15 protein-coding genes and 1 pseudogene are annotated in these 13,616 nt (G+C 63.1%); 12 read left to right on the forward strand and 4 right to left on the reverse strand.

All coding sequences use genetic code 11. The annotated features are described in order from the left end of the window. From bchC to dxs, 12 genes are all read left to right on the forward strand, one after another. Nucleotides 1–654: chlorophyll synthesis pathway protein BchC (bchC, locus tag KBT70_RS09370; protein ID WP_296631827.1), on the forward strand; the 654-nt coding region annotated here is incomplete at its 5' end. Continuing rightward, nucleotides 651–1,655, forward strand: a complete 1,005-nt coding sequence (locus KBT70_RS09375) for a chlorophyllide a reductase iron protein subunit X (RefSeq protein ID WP_296631830.1) — start codon at nt 651–653, stop codon at nt 1,653–1,655. The genes bchC and KBT70_RS09375, both read left to right, overlap by 4 nt. Continuing rightward, on the forward strand, nt 1,642–1,818 hold the full coding sequence (locus KBT70_RS09380; RefSeq protein ID WP_296631833.1) for a hypothetical protein: 177 nt from the start codon (nt 1,642–1,644) through the stop codon (nt 1,816–1,818). The genes KBT70_RS09375 and KBT70_RS09380 overlap by 14 nt, the downstream gene beginning before the upstream one ends. After that, the gene (gene bchY / locus KBT70_RS09385; protein ID WP_296631835.1) at nt 1,815–3,365 is read left to right on the forward strand and encodes a chlorophyllide a reductase subunit Y; all 1,551 of its coding nucleotides are present in this window, start codon (nt 1,815–1,817) and stop codon (nt 3,363–3,365) included. The genes KBT70_RS09380 and bchY overlap by 4 nt, the downstream gene beginning before the upstream one ends. After that, on the forward strand, nt 3,365–4,840 hold the full coding sequence (gene bchZ / locus KBT70_RS09390) for a chlorophyllide a reductase subunit Z (protein ID WP_296631838.1): 1,476 nt from the start codon (nt 3,365–3,367) through the stop codon (nt 4,838–4,840). The genes bchY and bchZ overlap by 1 nt, the downstream gene beginning before the upstream one ends. Nucleotides 4,841–4,844: 4 nt before the next feature. Then, a complete protein-coding gene (pufQ, locus tag KBT70_RS09395) occupies nt 4,845–5,072 on the forward strand; it encodes a cytochrome PufQ (RefSeq protein WP_296631843.1) in 228 nt (75 codons plus the stop codon). A 125-nt stretch (nt 5,073–5,197) separates the two neighbouring features. After that, complete coding sequence (pufB, locus tag KBT70_RS09400; RefSeq protein WP_008280386.1) at nt 5,198–5,347, forward strand: light-harvesting antenna LH1, beta subunit; 150 nt, start codon at nt 5,198–5,200, stop codon at nt 5,345–5,347. Nucleotides 5,348–5,362: 15 nt separating this feature from the next. Further along, nucleotides 5,363–5,524 carry a light-harvesting antenna LH1, alpha subunit gene (gene pufA / locus KBT70_RS09405; protein ID WP_008280385.1) on the forward strand — a complete coding sequence of 54 codons (162 nt, stop codon included), beginning with the start codon at nt 5,363–5,365 and terminating at the stop codon, nt 5,522–5,524. A 113-nt stretch (nt 5,525–5,637) separates the two neighbouring features. After that, nucleotides 5,638–6,477, forward strand: a complete 840-nt coding sequence (gene pufL / locus KBT70_RS09410; RefSeq protein ID WP_037268979.1) for a photosynthetic reaction center subunit L — start codon at nt 5,638–5,640, stop codon at nt 6,475–6,477. A gap of 3 nt (nt 6,478–6,480) precedes the next feature. Further along, entirely contained in the window at nt 6,481–7,470 is a 990-nt protein-coding gene (pufM, locus tag KBT70_RS09415) for a photosynthetic reaction center subunit M (RefSeq protein ID WP_296631854.1), read from the forward strand. 3 nt (nt 7,471–7,473) lie between these two features. Next, entirely contained in the window at nt 7,474–8,568 is a 1,095-nt protein-coding gene (gene pufC, locus KBT70_RS09420) for a photosynthetic reaction center cytochrome PufC (protein WP_296631857.1), read from the forward strand. A gap of 89 nt (nt 8,569–8,657) precedes the next feature. Then, on the forward strand, nt 8,658–10,586 hold the full coding sequence (dxs, locus tag KBT70_RS09425; protein WP_296631862.1) for a 1-deoxy-D-xylulose-5-phosphate synthase: 1,929 nt from the start codon (nt 8,658–8,660) through the stop codon (nt 10,584–10,586). 2 nt (nt 10,587–10,588) lie between these two features. Here the strand turns inward: dxs and KBT70_RS09430 are convergent, their stop codons facing one another. From KBT70_RS09430 to KBT70_RS09445, 4 genes and pseudogenes are all read right to left on the reverse strand, one after another. Then, on the reverse strand, nt 10,589–11,020 hold the full coding sequence (locus KBT70_RS09430; RefSeq protein ID WP_296631864.1) for a c-type cytochrome: 432 nt from the start codon (nt 11,018–11,020) through the stop codon (nt 10,589–10,591). Nucleotides 11,021–11,132: 112 nt separating this feature from the next. Then, a complete protein-coding gene (gene hemA / locus KBT70_RS09435; RefSeq protein WP_296631868.1) occupies nt 11,133–12,347 on the reverse strand; it encodes a 5-aminolevulinate synthase in 1,215 nt (404 codons plus the stop codon). Beyond that, entirely contained in the window at nt 12,337–13,149 is an 813-nt protein-coding gene (gene puhE, locus KBT70_RS09440) for a putative photosynthetic complex assembly protein PuhE (protein ID WP_296631871.1), read from the reverse strand. The genes hemA and puhE overlap by 11 nt, the downstream gene beginning before the upstream one ends. A gap of 62 nt (nt 13,150–13,211) precedes the next feature. After that, a pseudogene (locus tag KBT70_RS09445) lies at nt 13,212–13,616 on the reverse strand (magnesium-protoporphyrin IX monomethyl ester (oxidative) cyclase); the annotation flags it as partial.

The raw sequence follows: 13,616 nt of genomic DNA on the forward strand, positions 1-13,616 counted from the left end.
GCCTTCGGTCTCTTTGGTGGTGCCTCGGCGCGGCTTGTGACCAAGGCGTCGCGGGTCTGCCGAATCGATGCGGGGTTCGGGGCCGAAGGCGCGCTCTTGGCTCTGGCGGCGACGGCGCGGCACGCGATGGCGGGTCTCGACAAAGCGGTGCCTGATCTTATCGTGGGGCATGGTGTTCTGGGCCGGTTGCTGGCGCGGTTGACGATTGCGGCGGGGGCCCCTGCGCCGACCGTCTGGGAAACCCAGGCTGGGCGCAGCACAGGCGCGCAGGGCTATCCGGTGATCCATCCCGATACCGACACGCGCCGCGATTACCGCGCGATTTACGATGCCTCGGGCGATCCTGCGATCCTCAATACCCTGATTGGCCGTTTGGCCAAGGGGGGCGAGGTGGTGCTGGCGGGGTTCTATCCGCAAGCGCTCAGCTTTGCCTTTCCCATGGCGTTCATGAAGGAAGCGCGGCTGCGCGTGGCGGCGGAATGGGTCCATGACGACCTGACCGCGACCCGGGCGCTGGTGGAATCGGGTGTGCTTAGCCTCGGGGGGCTGATCACGCATCAGGCGTCGGCCAATGCCGCGCCGCAGGCCTATCGGACCGCGTTCAGCGATCCCGATTGCCTGAAAATGATACTCAACTGGAAGGACGCGGCATGAAGGACGAAGTACCGAATCTGAAGGATTTCGACCAGCGGCTGCGCGACGAAGCGCATGAAGAGCCGACGCTCGAAATTCCGCAGGGCGAACCCAAGTCCAAGACCCAGATCATTGCGATCTATGGCAAGGGTGGGATCGGTAAATCGTTCACGCTCGCCAATCTGAGCCACATGATGGCCGAGATGGGCAAGCGCGTGCTGCTGATCGGCTGCGACCCGAAATCCGACACCACCAGCCTGCTCTTTGGCGGCAAGGCGTGCCCGACAATCATCGAGACCTCGACCCGCAAGAACCTGGCCGGTGAGCCGGTCAAGATCGGGGATGTCTGCTTCAAGCGCGGCGGCGTGTTCGCGATGGAGCTGGGCGGGCCGGAAGTGGGCCGGGGCTGTGGCGGGCGCGGGATCATCCACGGGTTTGAGTTGCTGGAAAAGCTCGGGTTCCACGATTGGGATTTCGACTATGTCCTCTTGGATTTCCTGGGTGATGTGGTGTGTGGCGGCTTTGGCCTACCCATCGCGCGGGACATGGCGCAAAAGGTCATTCTGGTGGCCTCGAACGATCTGCAATCGCTCTATGTCGCGAACAACGTCTGCTCTGCGGTCGAGTATTTCCGCAAGCTGGGCGGCAACGTGGGTGTCGCGGGCCTTGTGATCAACAAGGATGACCATTCCGGCGAGGCGCAGGCCTTTGCCAAGGCGGTCAATATCCCGGTGCTGGCCGCGATCCCACAGGATGACGACCTGCGCAAGAAATCTGCGAATTACCAGATCGTCGGCACAGCGGCGAGCCAATGGGGCGATCTATTCGCCGAACTGGCCAACGCGGTCTCTGTCGCGCCGCCGGTACGCCCCAATCCGCTCGATCAGGATGGGTTGCTTGCGCTCTTCGACAGCAAGGACACGGGCGGCGACTATGTGCTGGTTCCGGCCACGGACGCGGACATGCGCGGCAAATATGCCGCCCCCAAAGCCTCGCTGGAGGTGGTTTATGACGATGTCTAACGACCCCCGCCGCGAAACATTGGCCGAGGTGCAGCGCCTGCTGGCGCGCGCGCGTCCAGAGCAATTGCGCCGCCTTCTGGCCGATATTCAGGCCACAGATTGGGCCGCAGATCAGATCATCAACCGGGATGAGCGAGCATCCCCCCAAAGGCGGGTGTCATGAGCGATGAAGTCACATATGACGGGGCCGCAGAGGCCCGCGTGATCACCGGCACCGCCGTTGAGACCGCGCCCGATCTGGCGGGTGGCTGCCATTCCGGCGGCGAGATGGAAAAGGCCGCGCGCATGGCGGGGCAATCCGAATTGCTCGATCAATATGCCCGCGACTATCCCAAGGGGCCGCATGACCAGCCGCAGAGCATGTGCCCGGCGTTCGGCTCGCTTCGTGTCGGATTGCGGATGAAGCGGGTGGCAACGGTGCTGTCTGGTTCTGCCTGCTGTGTCTATGGTCTGACCTTTGTGAGCCATTTCTACGGGGCGCGCCGCTCGGTGGGGTATGTGCCGTTCAATTCCGAGACACTTGTCACCGGCAAGCTCTTTGAGGATATCCGCGAGAGCGTGCATGAAATGGCCGACCCGGATCGGTTCGACGCGATTGTCGTGACCAATCTCTGCGTGCCGACCGCGAGCGGCGTGCCGCTGCGCCTCTTGCCCAGTGAAATCAACGGGGTGCGGATCGTTGGCATCGACGTGCCGGGGTTTGGTATTCCCACCCATGCAGAAGCCAAGGATGTGCTGGCCGGGGCGATGCTCAATTACGCCCGCAAGGAAGTGATGGCGGGGCCGGTGGCGGCCCCTGCGGGCGGCAAGTCTGACCGTCCGACCGTGACATTGCTGGGCGAGATGTTCCCGGCGGACCCGATGATGATCGGCGCGATGTTGGCCCCCATGGGTCTTGCTGCCGGACCGGTCGTGCCCTGCCGCGAGTGGCGCGAGCTATATGCCGCGCTCGATTGTGGGGCGGTGGCGGCGATCCATCCCTTCTATACCGCTGCAATCCGCGAATTCGAGGCCGCAGGCCGCCCCATCGTGGGCTCGGCCCCGGTGGGCCATGATGGCACCGCCGCCTGGCTTGCCGGGATCGGTGATGCCTTTGGCCTGTCCGCAGACCGGGTGGCCGCTGCGCAGAACGCATTTCTGCCCGCCATCAAGGGCGCGCTGGCCAATGCGCCCATCAAGGGCACGATCACGCTCTCGGGCTATGAGGGCAGCGAGCTTTTGGTGGCGCGTCTCTTGATCGAGAGTGGGGCCAATGTGCCTTATGTCGGCACCGCCTGCCCGAAAACCCCGTGGTCGGCGGCAGATGCCGACTGGCTGGCGGCCAAGGGCGTCAAGGTCAAGTTCCGCGCCTCGCTGGAAGACGATTGTGCCGCGATGGAAGCGGTGCAGCCGGATCTTGCGATTGGCACCACGCCGGTTGTGCAAAAGGCCAAGGCCAAGGGCATCCCGTCGCTCTATTTTACCAACCTCATCTCTGCGCGGCCCTTGATGGGTCCGGCGGGGGCGGGCAGCCTGGCCGAGGTGGTCAATGCCGCCATGGGCAACAAGGCCCGGATGGACAGCATGCGCGAGTTCTTTGCCGGAGTGGGCGAAGGCGACACCGCCGGTATCTGGGAAGGCAGCCCGAATCTGCGCCCCGATTTCCGCGCGCAGCATCAGAAGAAGCTCGACAAGCAGGCGCGTGCCGCCAAAGCGCAGGAGATGATCTGATGCTTATTCAGGATCATGATCGCGCGGGCGGATATTGGGGGGCGGTCTATGCCTTCTGCGCCGCCAAGGGATTGCAGGTGGTGATCGACGGCCCGGTAGGCTGCGAGAATCTGCCGGTGACATCGGTGCTGCATTACACCGACGCGCTGCCGCCGCATGAGTTGCCCATCGTGGTGACGGGTCTGGGCGAGAGCGAAATGGGATCGGGCACCGAAGAGGCGATGAAGCGGGCCTGGGGCACGCTTGATCCCGCCCTGCCGGCGGTGGTTGTGACCGGCTCTATCGCCGAGATGATCGGCGGCGGTGTGACACCGCAAGGCACGAATATTCAACGCTTTCTGCCGCGCACCATTGACGAGGATCAATGGCAGTCAGCCGACCGGGCGATGACCTGGATCTTTACCGAGTTTGGCATGACCAAGGGGCGGATGCCGCCCGAGAAACCGCGCGAAGAGGGCAGCGCGCCCCGCGTCAATATCCTCGGGCCGATGTATGGCACGTTCAACATGCCCTCGGACCTGCATGAAATCCGGCGTCTGGTCGAAGGGATCGGGGCCGAGGTCAATATGGTGATGCCGCTCGGTGCCCATCTGGCCGAGATGCGCAATCTGGTCAACGCCGACGCCAATATCGTGATGTATCGCGAATTCGGTCGCGGTTTGGCCGAGGTTCTGGGCAAGCCCTATCTGCAGGCGCCCATTGGGGTCGAGAGCACGACGTTGTTCCTGCGCAAGCTGGGCGAGATGCTGGGGCTTGATCCTGAGCCGTTCATCGCGCGTGAGAAACATTCGACGCTCAAGCCCGTGTGGGATCTGTGGCGGTCGGTGACGCAAGATTTCTTTGCCACGGCGAATTTCGGGATCGTCGCGAACGAGACCTATGCGCGCGGTATCCGGCATTACCTCGAGGGTGATCTGGGTCTGCCCTGCGCCTTTGCGGTGGCGCGCTGTGCGGGCAAGAAGACCAACAACGAAGAAGTGCGCAGCCTTGTGCATACCAAACGCCCGCTCATCCTGATGGGGTCGATCAACGAGAAGATCTATCTCGCCGAGACGCGCGCGGGATTTGGTCCGCAGCCGGTGTTTCTGCCCATGAGTTTTCCGGGGGCGGCCATCCGGCGCGCTACCGGGACGCCGGTGATGGGCTATGCGGGGGCGACATGGCTCTTGCAGGAGGTGTGCAACGGGCTCTTTGACGCGCTCTTTCACATCCTGCCTTTGGGCACGGAAATGGACGCGGTTCAGGCCACGCCCACACCGCTGCGCCGGGATTTCCCCTGGGATGCCGATGCCGCCCGCGAGTTGGAGCGTATCGTCGCCACCCATCCGGTGCTGACGCGGATTTCCGCAGCCAAGACATTGCGCGACGCCGCCGAAGATGCGGCGCTGCGGCAGGGCGACGAACGGGTCGTGCTGCAAACCGTTCAAGCGATTTCCCCCCGTATGGCCGGGGTTCCAGTTCGAGAGGAGGACTGAGACGATGACTGACATGACATCAAACCCGCCCCGTGTGCGCAGCCGTCAGGCGCGGCGCCGTGGTCTCGAGTTTCAGCTCTATTTTGCTCTGATTTTTGCGTTGGCTCTGCCCTTCGCAACCGTGCGTTGGATGCGCGAGGCGGTTCAGTACCGCACCCTCGACCTGCGGGGGCCGCTGGCCCGCGCCTGGGCCGAGGCGGATCGCACCACACCATTGATTTTCTCGGCCTGACAAGGCCGGGATCACGGACTGCCTGTCCCATGATGGGGCGGACAGAAACCTGCGGGGCCATGCAGGCCTCGAAGGACCCGGTCGCGGGGCACGCGACGTCAGCATAACGTTCCGGAGGAAAGTTCATGGCTGATAAATCTGACCTGTCGTTCACAGGTCTCACCGACGAGCAGGCCCAGGAGCTGCATTCTGTGTACATGAGTGGCCTTTGGCTGTTCACGGCACTTGCAGTGGTTGCACACATTGCAACCTTCATCTGGTTCCCGTGGTTTTAAGGATAGGGGATAGACATGGCAAAGTTCTACAAGATCTGGCTCATTTTCGACCCCCGCCGCGTTTTCGTGGCGCAGGGTGCGTTCCTGTTCCTTCTGGCCGCGATGATCCATCTCGTGCTGCTCAGCACCGACGGTTTCAACTGGTTTGAAATCGCCGCTGCCAAGTATGGTCAGTGATTTCACTGTCCCAATGATCGCTGCGGGCGGGGACAACGTCGCCCGCGGCTACCTAACGAAACGAAACGGCTGAGCGGGCACCCGCGATGGCCGGACAACGCGGGGACCACGAGATGGCTTTGCTCAGTTTTGAAAGAAAGTACCGTGTCCGCGGAGGAACGCTGATTGGCGGCGATCTGTTCGATTTTTGGGTCGGGCCCTTCTATGTCGGCTTCTTCGGGGTCACGACCGCATTTTTCGCAGCCCTTGGCACGATCCTGATCTTTTGGGGAGCGTCGCAACAGGGGACGTTCAACCCATGGCTCATCAACATCGCGCCGCCTGACCTGAGTTACGGTCTGGGTCTGGCACCGCTGATGGAAGGGGGGTTGTGGCAAATCATCACCTTCTGCGCCACCGGGGCCTTTATCAGCTGGGCGCTGCGCGAGGTGGAAATCTGTCGCAAGCTGGGGATGGGCTATCATGTGCCCTTTGCCTTCAGTTTCGCGATCCTGGCCTACATGACGCTGGTGATCTTTCGCCCGCTTCTGATGGGGGCCTGGGGGCACGGGTTTCCCTACGGGATCTTCAGTCACCTCGATTGGGTCTCGAACACCGGATATGCCTATCTGCACTTCCATTACAATCCGGCGCATATGCTGGCGGTGACGCTGTTCTTTACCACCACCTTCGCGCTGGCGCTGCATGGCGGCCTGATCCTTTCGGCGGCCAATCCCGAGAAGGGCGAAGAAATGAAGACGCCCGATCACGAGGATACCTTCTTTCGCGACTTCATTGGCTATTCAGTCGGCACGCTGGGCATCCACCGCGTCGGATTTCTTCTGGCGATCAATGCGGTCTTCTTTTCGGCAGTCTGTATCATCATTTCCGGCCCGGTCTGGACCAAGGGCTGGCCCGAGTGGTGGAACTGGTGGCTCGACCTGCCGATCTGGCCCTCTCAGGTAGGGATGTGAACCATGATTGAATATCAGAACATTTTCACCCAGGTGCAGGTGCAGGGCACGCCCGAGATGGGCATGGACGACACCGGCGGGCGGCTGATGGCCGAACGCGCCGGCAAGCCCTTCTTCTCCACCCTCGTCGGCTGGCTTGGCAACGCGCAGATCGGACCGATCAACCTCGGCATGCTGGGTGTGGTCAGCATGATCAGCGGCTTCATGTGGTTCTTTATCGTCGGTCTCAACATGCTGGCGCAGGTGGGCTGGTCTCTGCCAGAGTTCCTGCGGCAACTCTTCTGGCTGTCGCTGGAGCCGCCGGGACCGGAGCACGGGCTGTCGATGCCGCCGCTCAATGATGGCGGTTGGTATATCATCAGCTCGTTCTTCTTGCTGGTTGCCGTCTGTGCCTGGTGGTTGCGCACCTATCAACTGGCCGCAAGCCACAAGATGGGCAAGCATGTCGCTTGGGCCTTTGCCTCTGCCATCTGGCTCTTTCTGGTGCTGGGCCTCTTCCGGCCGATCCTGATGGGATCGTGGTCCGAGGCGGTGCCCTACGGTATCTTCCCGCACCTCGACTGGACCACGGCCTTCTCGATCCGCTACGGCAACCTCTATTACAACCCGTTCCACTGTCTCTCGATCGTGTTCCTCTATGGCTCGGTGCTGCTCTTTGCGATGCACGGTGCCACCATCCTTGCTGTCACCCGCTTTGGTGGCGACCGCGAGTTGGAGCAGATCGTCGACCGCGGCACGGCGTCCGAGCGCGCCGCTCTCTTCTGGCGCTGGACCATGGGGTTCAACGCGACGATGGAGGGGATTCACCGCTGGGCCTGGTGGTTTGCAGTTCTCACCCCGATCACGGGTGGTATCGGCATCCTGCTCACCGGCACGGTCGTGGACAACTGGTTCATCTGGGCGCAAGAGCACAACTTTGCGCCGATGTATGACGGGTCTTACGGCTACGAGGCTTATGGCTCTTACGAGGCCTTCATCGGAAAAGGAGAGTGAGCCATGTTTCCCAAATGGTTTGATAAATGGAACCGTGACAATCCGACCAACATCTTTGGTCCGGCGGTTGCAATCGGCACAGTGGGCGGCGCGGTCTTTGTGGCAGCACTTCTGGTGACATGGGGCCAGCCCTATGCCACCGAGAGCCTCCAGACCGGCCCGCGTGGCACGGGCATGTCGGTGCCCGAGTTCAAGGTCGATCTGGCCAAGCCCGACCCCTCGATCGAGAGCTTCCTTGCCTCGACGTCGGCACCGGTGGTGCCGCAGGGGGGCGAGCAGACCGCCGGTCAGGCACGCCAGAACGTGCCGCCGGGGTTGGAGGGGCTGACGGTCGAGAACTATGACCGTCTGCTGGCTGCGATGCGCGTCTGGACCGGGATTCCCGATCTCTTCGAGAGCCCGGACAATTACCAGACCGCGGTTGGCCATGTGATGATCGGCATGACCCAGAACCTCAACGAGGAATGGTCCGGCCACGTCAACGCCAACAAGGAGGTGGGTGTGACCTGTTACACCTGCCACCGTGGTCAGCCGGTGCCGTCGGATGTCTGGTTCAAGATCAGCCCGGTCAATGAGACCGTCGAGGGCTGGTCGGCCAATCAGAACCGGGTGACGGTGCAGTCTCAATACACCTCGTTGCCCTCGGACGCGCTCGAGAAATACCTTCTCGATGGCGAGAGCATCAAGGTGCATGACCTCGAGTCCCGTGTGGCCGGTGTGCCGGGCACGGACGGGTATCCGGGCATCCAGCAGGCCGAGCGGACCTATTCGCTGATGAACTATGTCAGCAACTCGCTTGGGGTGAACTGTGTGTTCTGCCACAATTCCCGCGCCTTCTATGACGGGTCGCAGGTCACGCCGCAGTGGGGCACGGAAATCCTCGGGATCGAGATGGTGCTGGAGTTGAACAACACCTATCTCGTGCCGCTCGAAGGTCTCTTGCCCGAAGAGCGTCTTGGCCCGGTCTATGCCGACGCGCCCAAGGCCGCCTGCAAGACCTGCCACAAGGGCTATCAGCAGCCCCTGCAAGGCACCAATGTGATCGGCGACTGGCCAGAGTTGGCCACCACCAGCGGTGAGCCGGATTACAGCAACTGACGATGCACGGGGGCGCTATGATGCGCCCCCGTTGCCCCCTTGCCGCCCCTCGCGCGGGTGGCATCAGCGCCACCGGGGAGGAGGCCGCCATGACCCACACCAGACCCAACACACCGCTTCTGGACCGCATTGCCGGGCCTTCGGACCTGCGCCAGATGCCGGACCGGCAATTGGCCGCCTTGGCCGATGAACTGCGCGCCGAGGTGATTTCCGCCGTGTCGGAAACCGGCGGGCATCTGGGCTCATCCCTGGGCGTGGTCGAATTGACGGTGGCCATTCACGCGGTATTCAGCACGCCGATGGACAAGCTGATCTGGGACGTGGGCCACCAATGCTATCCCCACAAGATTTTGACCGGCCGACGCGACCGTATCCGCACCCTGCGGCAAAAGGATGGGCTGTCAGGCTTTACCAAGCGCAGCGAGTCGATCTACGACCCCTTTGGCGCGGCCCATTCCTCGACCTCGATCAGTGCCGCGCTTGGCTTTGCCGTCGGGCGGGACATGGGGCAGGCGACGGGCGATGCGATTGCCGTGATCGGTGACGGCTCGATCAGTGCGGGCATGGCCTATGAGGCGCTGAACAATGCCGGGGCCGAGGGCCGCCGCCTCTTCGTCATTCTCAACGACAATGAAATGAGCATCGCGCCGCCGGTGGGGGCGATGTCCTCTTATCTCAGCCGGATGTACGCGAGCGAGCCTCTGGCGCGCATGGCGTCCCTTGCCGAAGGGTTTGAGGCCGCCTTGCCCACGCCGCTGCGCGAGAGCGCCAAGCGCGCGCGGCAATTGGTGACGGGGCTGACAGGCTCTGGCACGCTCTTTGAAGAGCTTGGGTTTCAATATGTCGGCCCCATCGACGGGCACGACATGGGGCAGCTTTTGTCGGTGCTGCGCGCCGCGCGCACGCGGGCCACGGGGCCGGTTCTGATCCATGTCTGTACTGTCAAGGGCAAGGGTTATGCCCCGGCCGAGGGGGCTGCGGACAAGGGCCATGGTGTGTCAAAGTTCGATCCCGCCACCGGCGCACAGGCCAAATCCAAGCCGGGCGCGCCGTCCTATACGGGCGTTTTCGGTCAGGCCCTTGTCGCCGAGGCCGCGCGCGATGATCGCATCGTCGCTGTGACCGCCGCGATGCCCGATGGCACCGGCCTGACCAAGATGGCCGAGCGGTTTCCGGCGCGGGTGTTCGATGTGGGCATTGCCGAACAGCATGCCGTGACCTTTGCCGCCGGCATGGCGGCAAGCGGGTTGAAGCCGTTTTGTGCGATTTACTCGACCTTTCTGCAACGCGCCTATGATCAGGTCGTGCATGACGTGGCGCTGCAAGGCCTTCCGGTGCGTTTCGCGATTGATCGTGCGGGGCTGGTGGGGGCCGATGGCGCAACCCATGCGGGGGCGTTTGATATTGGTTATCTGGGCAATCTGCCCGGCATGACCGTGATGGCTGCCGCCGACGAGGCGGAACTGGTCCATATGGTCGCCACCGCCGCCGCCCATGACGCGGGCCCCATCGCGTTCCGCTATCCGCGCGGGTCCGGCACCGGCGTGGCCCTTCCGGAACGGGGCAAGCCGCTCGCCATTGGCAAAGGGCGCGTGATCGAGGAAGGCTCGGACGTGGCGATCCTCAGCTTTGGCGCGCATCTTTTTGAATGTCAGGTGGCCGCCGATATGGTTGCGGATGACGGGATCACCGTGACCGTGGCCGATGCCCGCTTTGCCAAGCCGCTCGATACCGATCTCTTGATGCAGCTTGTCAGCCATCACCGCGCGCTCATCACCGTGGAACAGGGGGCGATGGGGGGCTTTGGCAGTATCGTCATGCACGAGCTGGCCCGGCGTGGCGCCTTTGACAAGGGGTTGATCCTGCGCACGCTGTGTCTGCCGGACCGGTTTATTGATCAGGCAGAGCCTGCGGATATGTATGCCGATGCCGGTCTCTCGGCCACGGATATTGCGCGCACGATCCGCGCCGCTCTTGCCGGGCGGGCCGAGGTTGTGCCGCTGCGCCAGATCCGCTGAAGCTACTGCGCAGGAGGCCGCGTCACGGTCTGGAGATAGGCCCAGACATCGCGCGCCTTTTGCAAGTCGCGCAGTTGATAGGCCATCTTGCCGCGCGCAGTCGGATCATCGAGATAATTGCGCAGATAGCTCGTGGCATCGCGCACATAGACCACGAAATCTTCTTCGTTCCAGCGCAGGCCGGATTTTCCGGCCGCGACCATTGAGGTGGAATAGTTGAAGCCCGGCACGCTGCCCGCGTGCCGCCCGATCACGCCATAGAGATTGGGGCCGGTGCGCCCGCCCCGGACCACCGGCGTTTCAGTCTCGTCGATGACGGAATGACAGGCGCGGCAATCCTTGAAGATCGCCTTGCCCCGGTCCACATCCGCGGCGAGCGCAGATGTGCCAAGGCTTGCCAGCCACAGGATCAGGATCGCGCAACGGTTGATCATGCTGAGACCTCCTCGCCTCCGCTCTCCTTCTATTAGGTGGGCGGTCTTGAGGTTGGGTCAATCAGGGTGACGGGCGGATCACGTGGTTGTCACCGCCCGTGTGCCGGTAGGATTACGCGACCGCATGCGCGAGGGCGCATTGCTTCCACAGCACGGTCAGCGCGCGCACCAGATGGTCGATGTCGGCGTCCGAATGCAGCGGGCCGGGGGTAAAGCGCAGCCGCTCGGTACCTTTGGGCACTGTGGGATAGTTGATGGGCTGCACATAGATGCCATAGTCGCGCATCAGGATATCCGCCAGCATCCGGCATTTGACCGGGTCCTTGATCATCACCGGGATGATGTGGCTGTCGTTCTCCATATGCGGGATGCCTGCACGGTCGAGGAGCGACCGCAGCCGCGCCACCTGCGCGCGCTGTGCCTGCCGCTCGTCCTGCGATGCCTTGAGGTGCTGGATGCTGGCTGTTGCCGCTGCGGCCACGGCCGGGGGCAGGGCGGTGGTAAAGATGAAGCCGCTGGCAAACGAGCGAATAAAGTCGCACATCGCCGCAGAGCCGGTGACATAGCCGCCCATGCAGCCATAGGCCTTGCCCAGAGTGCCCTCGATCAGGGTGATGCGATGCGCAAGGCCGCGTTCCTCAGACACACCGCCGCCGCGCGGGCCGTAGAGGCCCACGGCATGCACCTCGTCGAGATAGGTCATGGCGCCGTGCTTTTCGGCCACTTCGACGATTTCCGCCATCGGGCTGATGTCGCCATCCATGGAATAGACGGATTCAAAGGCCACGATCTTGGGGGAATTGGCGGGCAGGGCGGCCAGCTTGCGATCCAGATCCTCGGGGTCGTTATGCCGCCAGATCACCTTTTTCGCGCGGCTGTGGCGAATGCCTTCGATCATGCTGGCGTGGTTCAACTCGTCCGAGAGGATCACCGCATCGGGAAGGCGTGCGCCAAGGGTCGAGAGCGCGGCCCAGTTCGAGACATAGCCCGAGGTAAAAAGCAGCGCCGCCTCCTTGCCATGCAGATCGGCCAGTTCCCGCTCCAGCACCAGATGGTGATGCGCTGTGCCGGAAATGTTGCGCGTCCCGCCGGCCCCTGTGCCGCAGGCGTCGATCGCGTCTTTCATCGCTTGGCGGACCACAGGATGCTGTCCCATGCCGAGATAGTCGTTGGAACACCAGACCGTGACCTCTTCGGGGGTCTGGGCATCATGGCTCTTGGCCTTGGGAAAGGCCCCGCATTGCCGCTCCAGTTCCGCGAAAATGCGATAGTTGCCTTCCTTTTTCAGCGCATCCAACTGCGCCGTGAACATGGCATCAAAATCCATGATGTCCCTCCGGTCTTAATTTTTCAGGTGTGGGTTTGGGCGCAGGCAGCATCCAGCGCCAGAGTTTTGCATCTGGCAACGGCAGCACCATCAACCAGTGTTCGAGAAGCGCCAGCGCCGTGATCGCCGCCAGCAGGGCAAAGCCAACCGCCGCGCCGGGCGTAGGCGCAGACCAGAGCCGCTCCAGCCAGCAGGCCACGGCAAAGCTGAGCGCCGAGACCGTGAGCGGAAAGAACCAGCCCACCGGGGCCACGCGGAAATGGCTGGCGAGATGCGCCAGTTGCGCGGGCAGGAATTCGGTGTTGATCTTGGGCACTCCGAAATAGAGGTTCAGCTTGGCGCTGATGCGCGCGAAATAGAGCACGCTGAAGGTCCAGAGCCCCACGGTGTTGACGGCATCCGCAGCATAGAGCCAGAGCAGGATCAGCACGCCCGTCAGCAGCATTTCGTGATAGGCAACCGTGCCCCAGGCGCGGATGAACCGCTCCCATCCGACGACATGCGCGGGGCAGGGGCGCTGGTTGGGTCCGGTGATGGCGCCCGTGAGAAAGCTCATCTCGATCCAGCCCCAGATCGCCAGTGCCGCCAGAAACGCGCCGCAGGCGGCGGTGGTATCGGTCCGGGTCAGCGTTGTCTCATAGCCCCAGATGCCAAGCGCCAGCACCGGCAGCGCCATCAACACCGCCCGTTTGCGGGCCACGGCCCCCCGCCGTTCGCAGAGCCGCACGACAACGAGGATCGCCCCGGTGGCGAACCACCAGAGAAAAACCGCCATCAGCGCTGCGATCCAGGGGCTTGTCACGTTGTCACTTTCATCTGGCTAGAAATACCTCTGGGGTGTGGGGGGCTGGCCCCCCACTTGGGTCAATAGGCCGGTTCCATCCGGGTCGAGACAGGCAGCGCGTGCTTTTTCGCCGGAATGGTGTAGAGCCCGACAAAGGCTGCGGCCGCGCGCATCTGTGCGCCCAGCGACCGCAAGCGTCCTCCGAGGCCGCCCTCTGCGCGGGCCTCTGCCAGGTCGGCATTGGCCTTTTGCAGCCGCACCAGCCCGGTTTGCCAGCGCGGATGCTCGATATCGAGGGTGATCGGGAAAATCTGGCGGCTGAGCGCGCTGGTCTTGGTAAAGACCTCATGTGCATACCAATCCGGATCGACGCCCAGCGCGTTATGGAACGCGGGGCGCTGATGGTCGCGCACATACATGGTGGCATAAACGGCGGTCAGGAAGAACTTGATCCAGAGCACGTTTCGGCCAGAGGTCAGCTTGGG

The organism is Roseovarius sp., from assembly GCF_018066915.1.
Taxonomy (GTDB): domain Bacteria; phylum Pseudomonadota; class Alphaproteobacteria; order Rhodobacterales; family Rhodobacteraceae; genus Roseovarius.

Bases quoted from the DNA above. Each gene is read 5' to 3' on its own strand.
- pufA (WP_008280385.1), top strand. From the start codon at position 5,363: ATGGCAAAGTTCTACAAGATCTGGCTCATTTTCGACCCCCGCCGCGTT.
- dxs (WP_296631862.1), top strand. From the start codon at position 8,658: ATGACCCACACCAGACCCAACACACCGCTTCTGGACCGCATTGCCGGG.
- pufL (WP_037268979.1), top strand. From the start codon at position 5,638: ATGGCTTTGCTCAGTTTTGAAAGAAAGTACCGTGTCCGCGGAGGAACG.
- KBT70_RS09430 (WP_296631864.1), bottom strand. From the start codon at position 11,020: ATGATCAACCGTTGCGCGATCCTGATCCTGTGGCTGGCAAGCCTTGGC.
- bchY (WP_296631835.1), top strand. From the start codon at position 1,815: ATGAGCGATGAAGTCACATATGACGGGGCCGCAGAGGCCCGCGTGATC.
- KBT70_RS09380 (WP_296631833.1), top strand. From the start codon at position 1,642: ATGACGATGTCTAACGACCCCCGCCGCGAAACATTGGCCGAGGTGCAG.
- hemA (WP_296631868.1), bottom strand. From the start codon at position 12,347: ATGGATTTTGATGCCATGTTCACGGCGCAGTTGGATGCGCTGAAAAAG.
- pufC (WP_296631857.1), top strand. From the start codon at position 7,474: ATGTTTCCCAAATGGTTTGATAAATGGAACCGTGACAATCCGACCAAC.
- pufB (WP_008280386.1), top strand. From the start codon at position 5,198: ATGGCTGATAAATCTGACCTGTCGTTCACAGGTCTCACCGACGAGCAG.
- pufM (WP_296631854.1), top strand. From the start codon at position 6,481: ATGATTGAATATCAGAACATTTTCACCCAGGTGCAGGTGCAGGGCACG.
- bchZ (WP_296631838.1), top strand. From the start codon at position 3,365: ATGCTTATTCAGGATCATGATCGCGCGGGCGGATATTGGGGGGCGGTC.
- KBT70_RS09375 (WP_296631830.1), top strand. From the start codon at position 651: ATGAAGGACGAAGTACCGAATCTGAAGGATTTCGACCAGCGGCTGCGC.
- pufQ (WP_296631843.1), top strand. From the start codon at position 4,845: ATGACTGACATGACATCAAACCCGCCCCGTGTGCGCAGCCGTCAGGCG.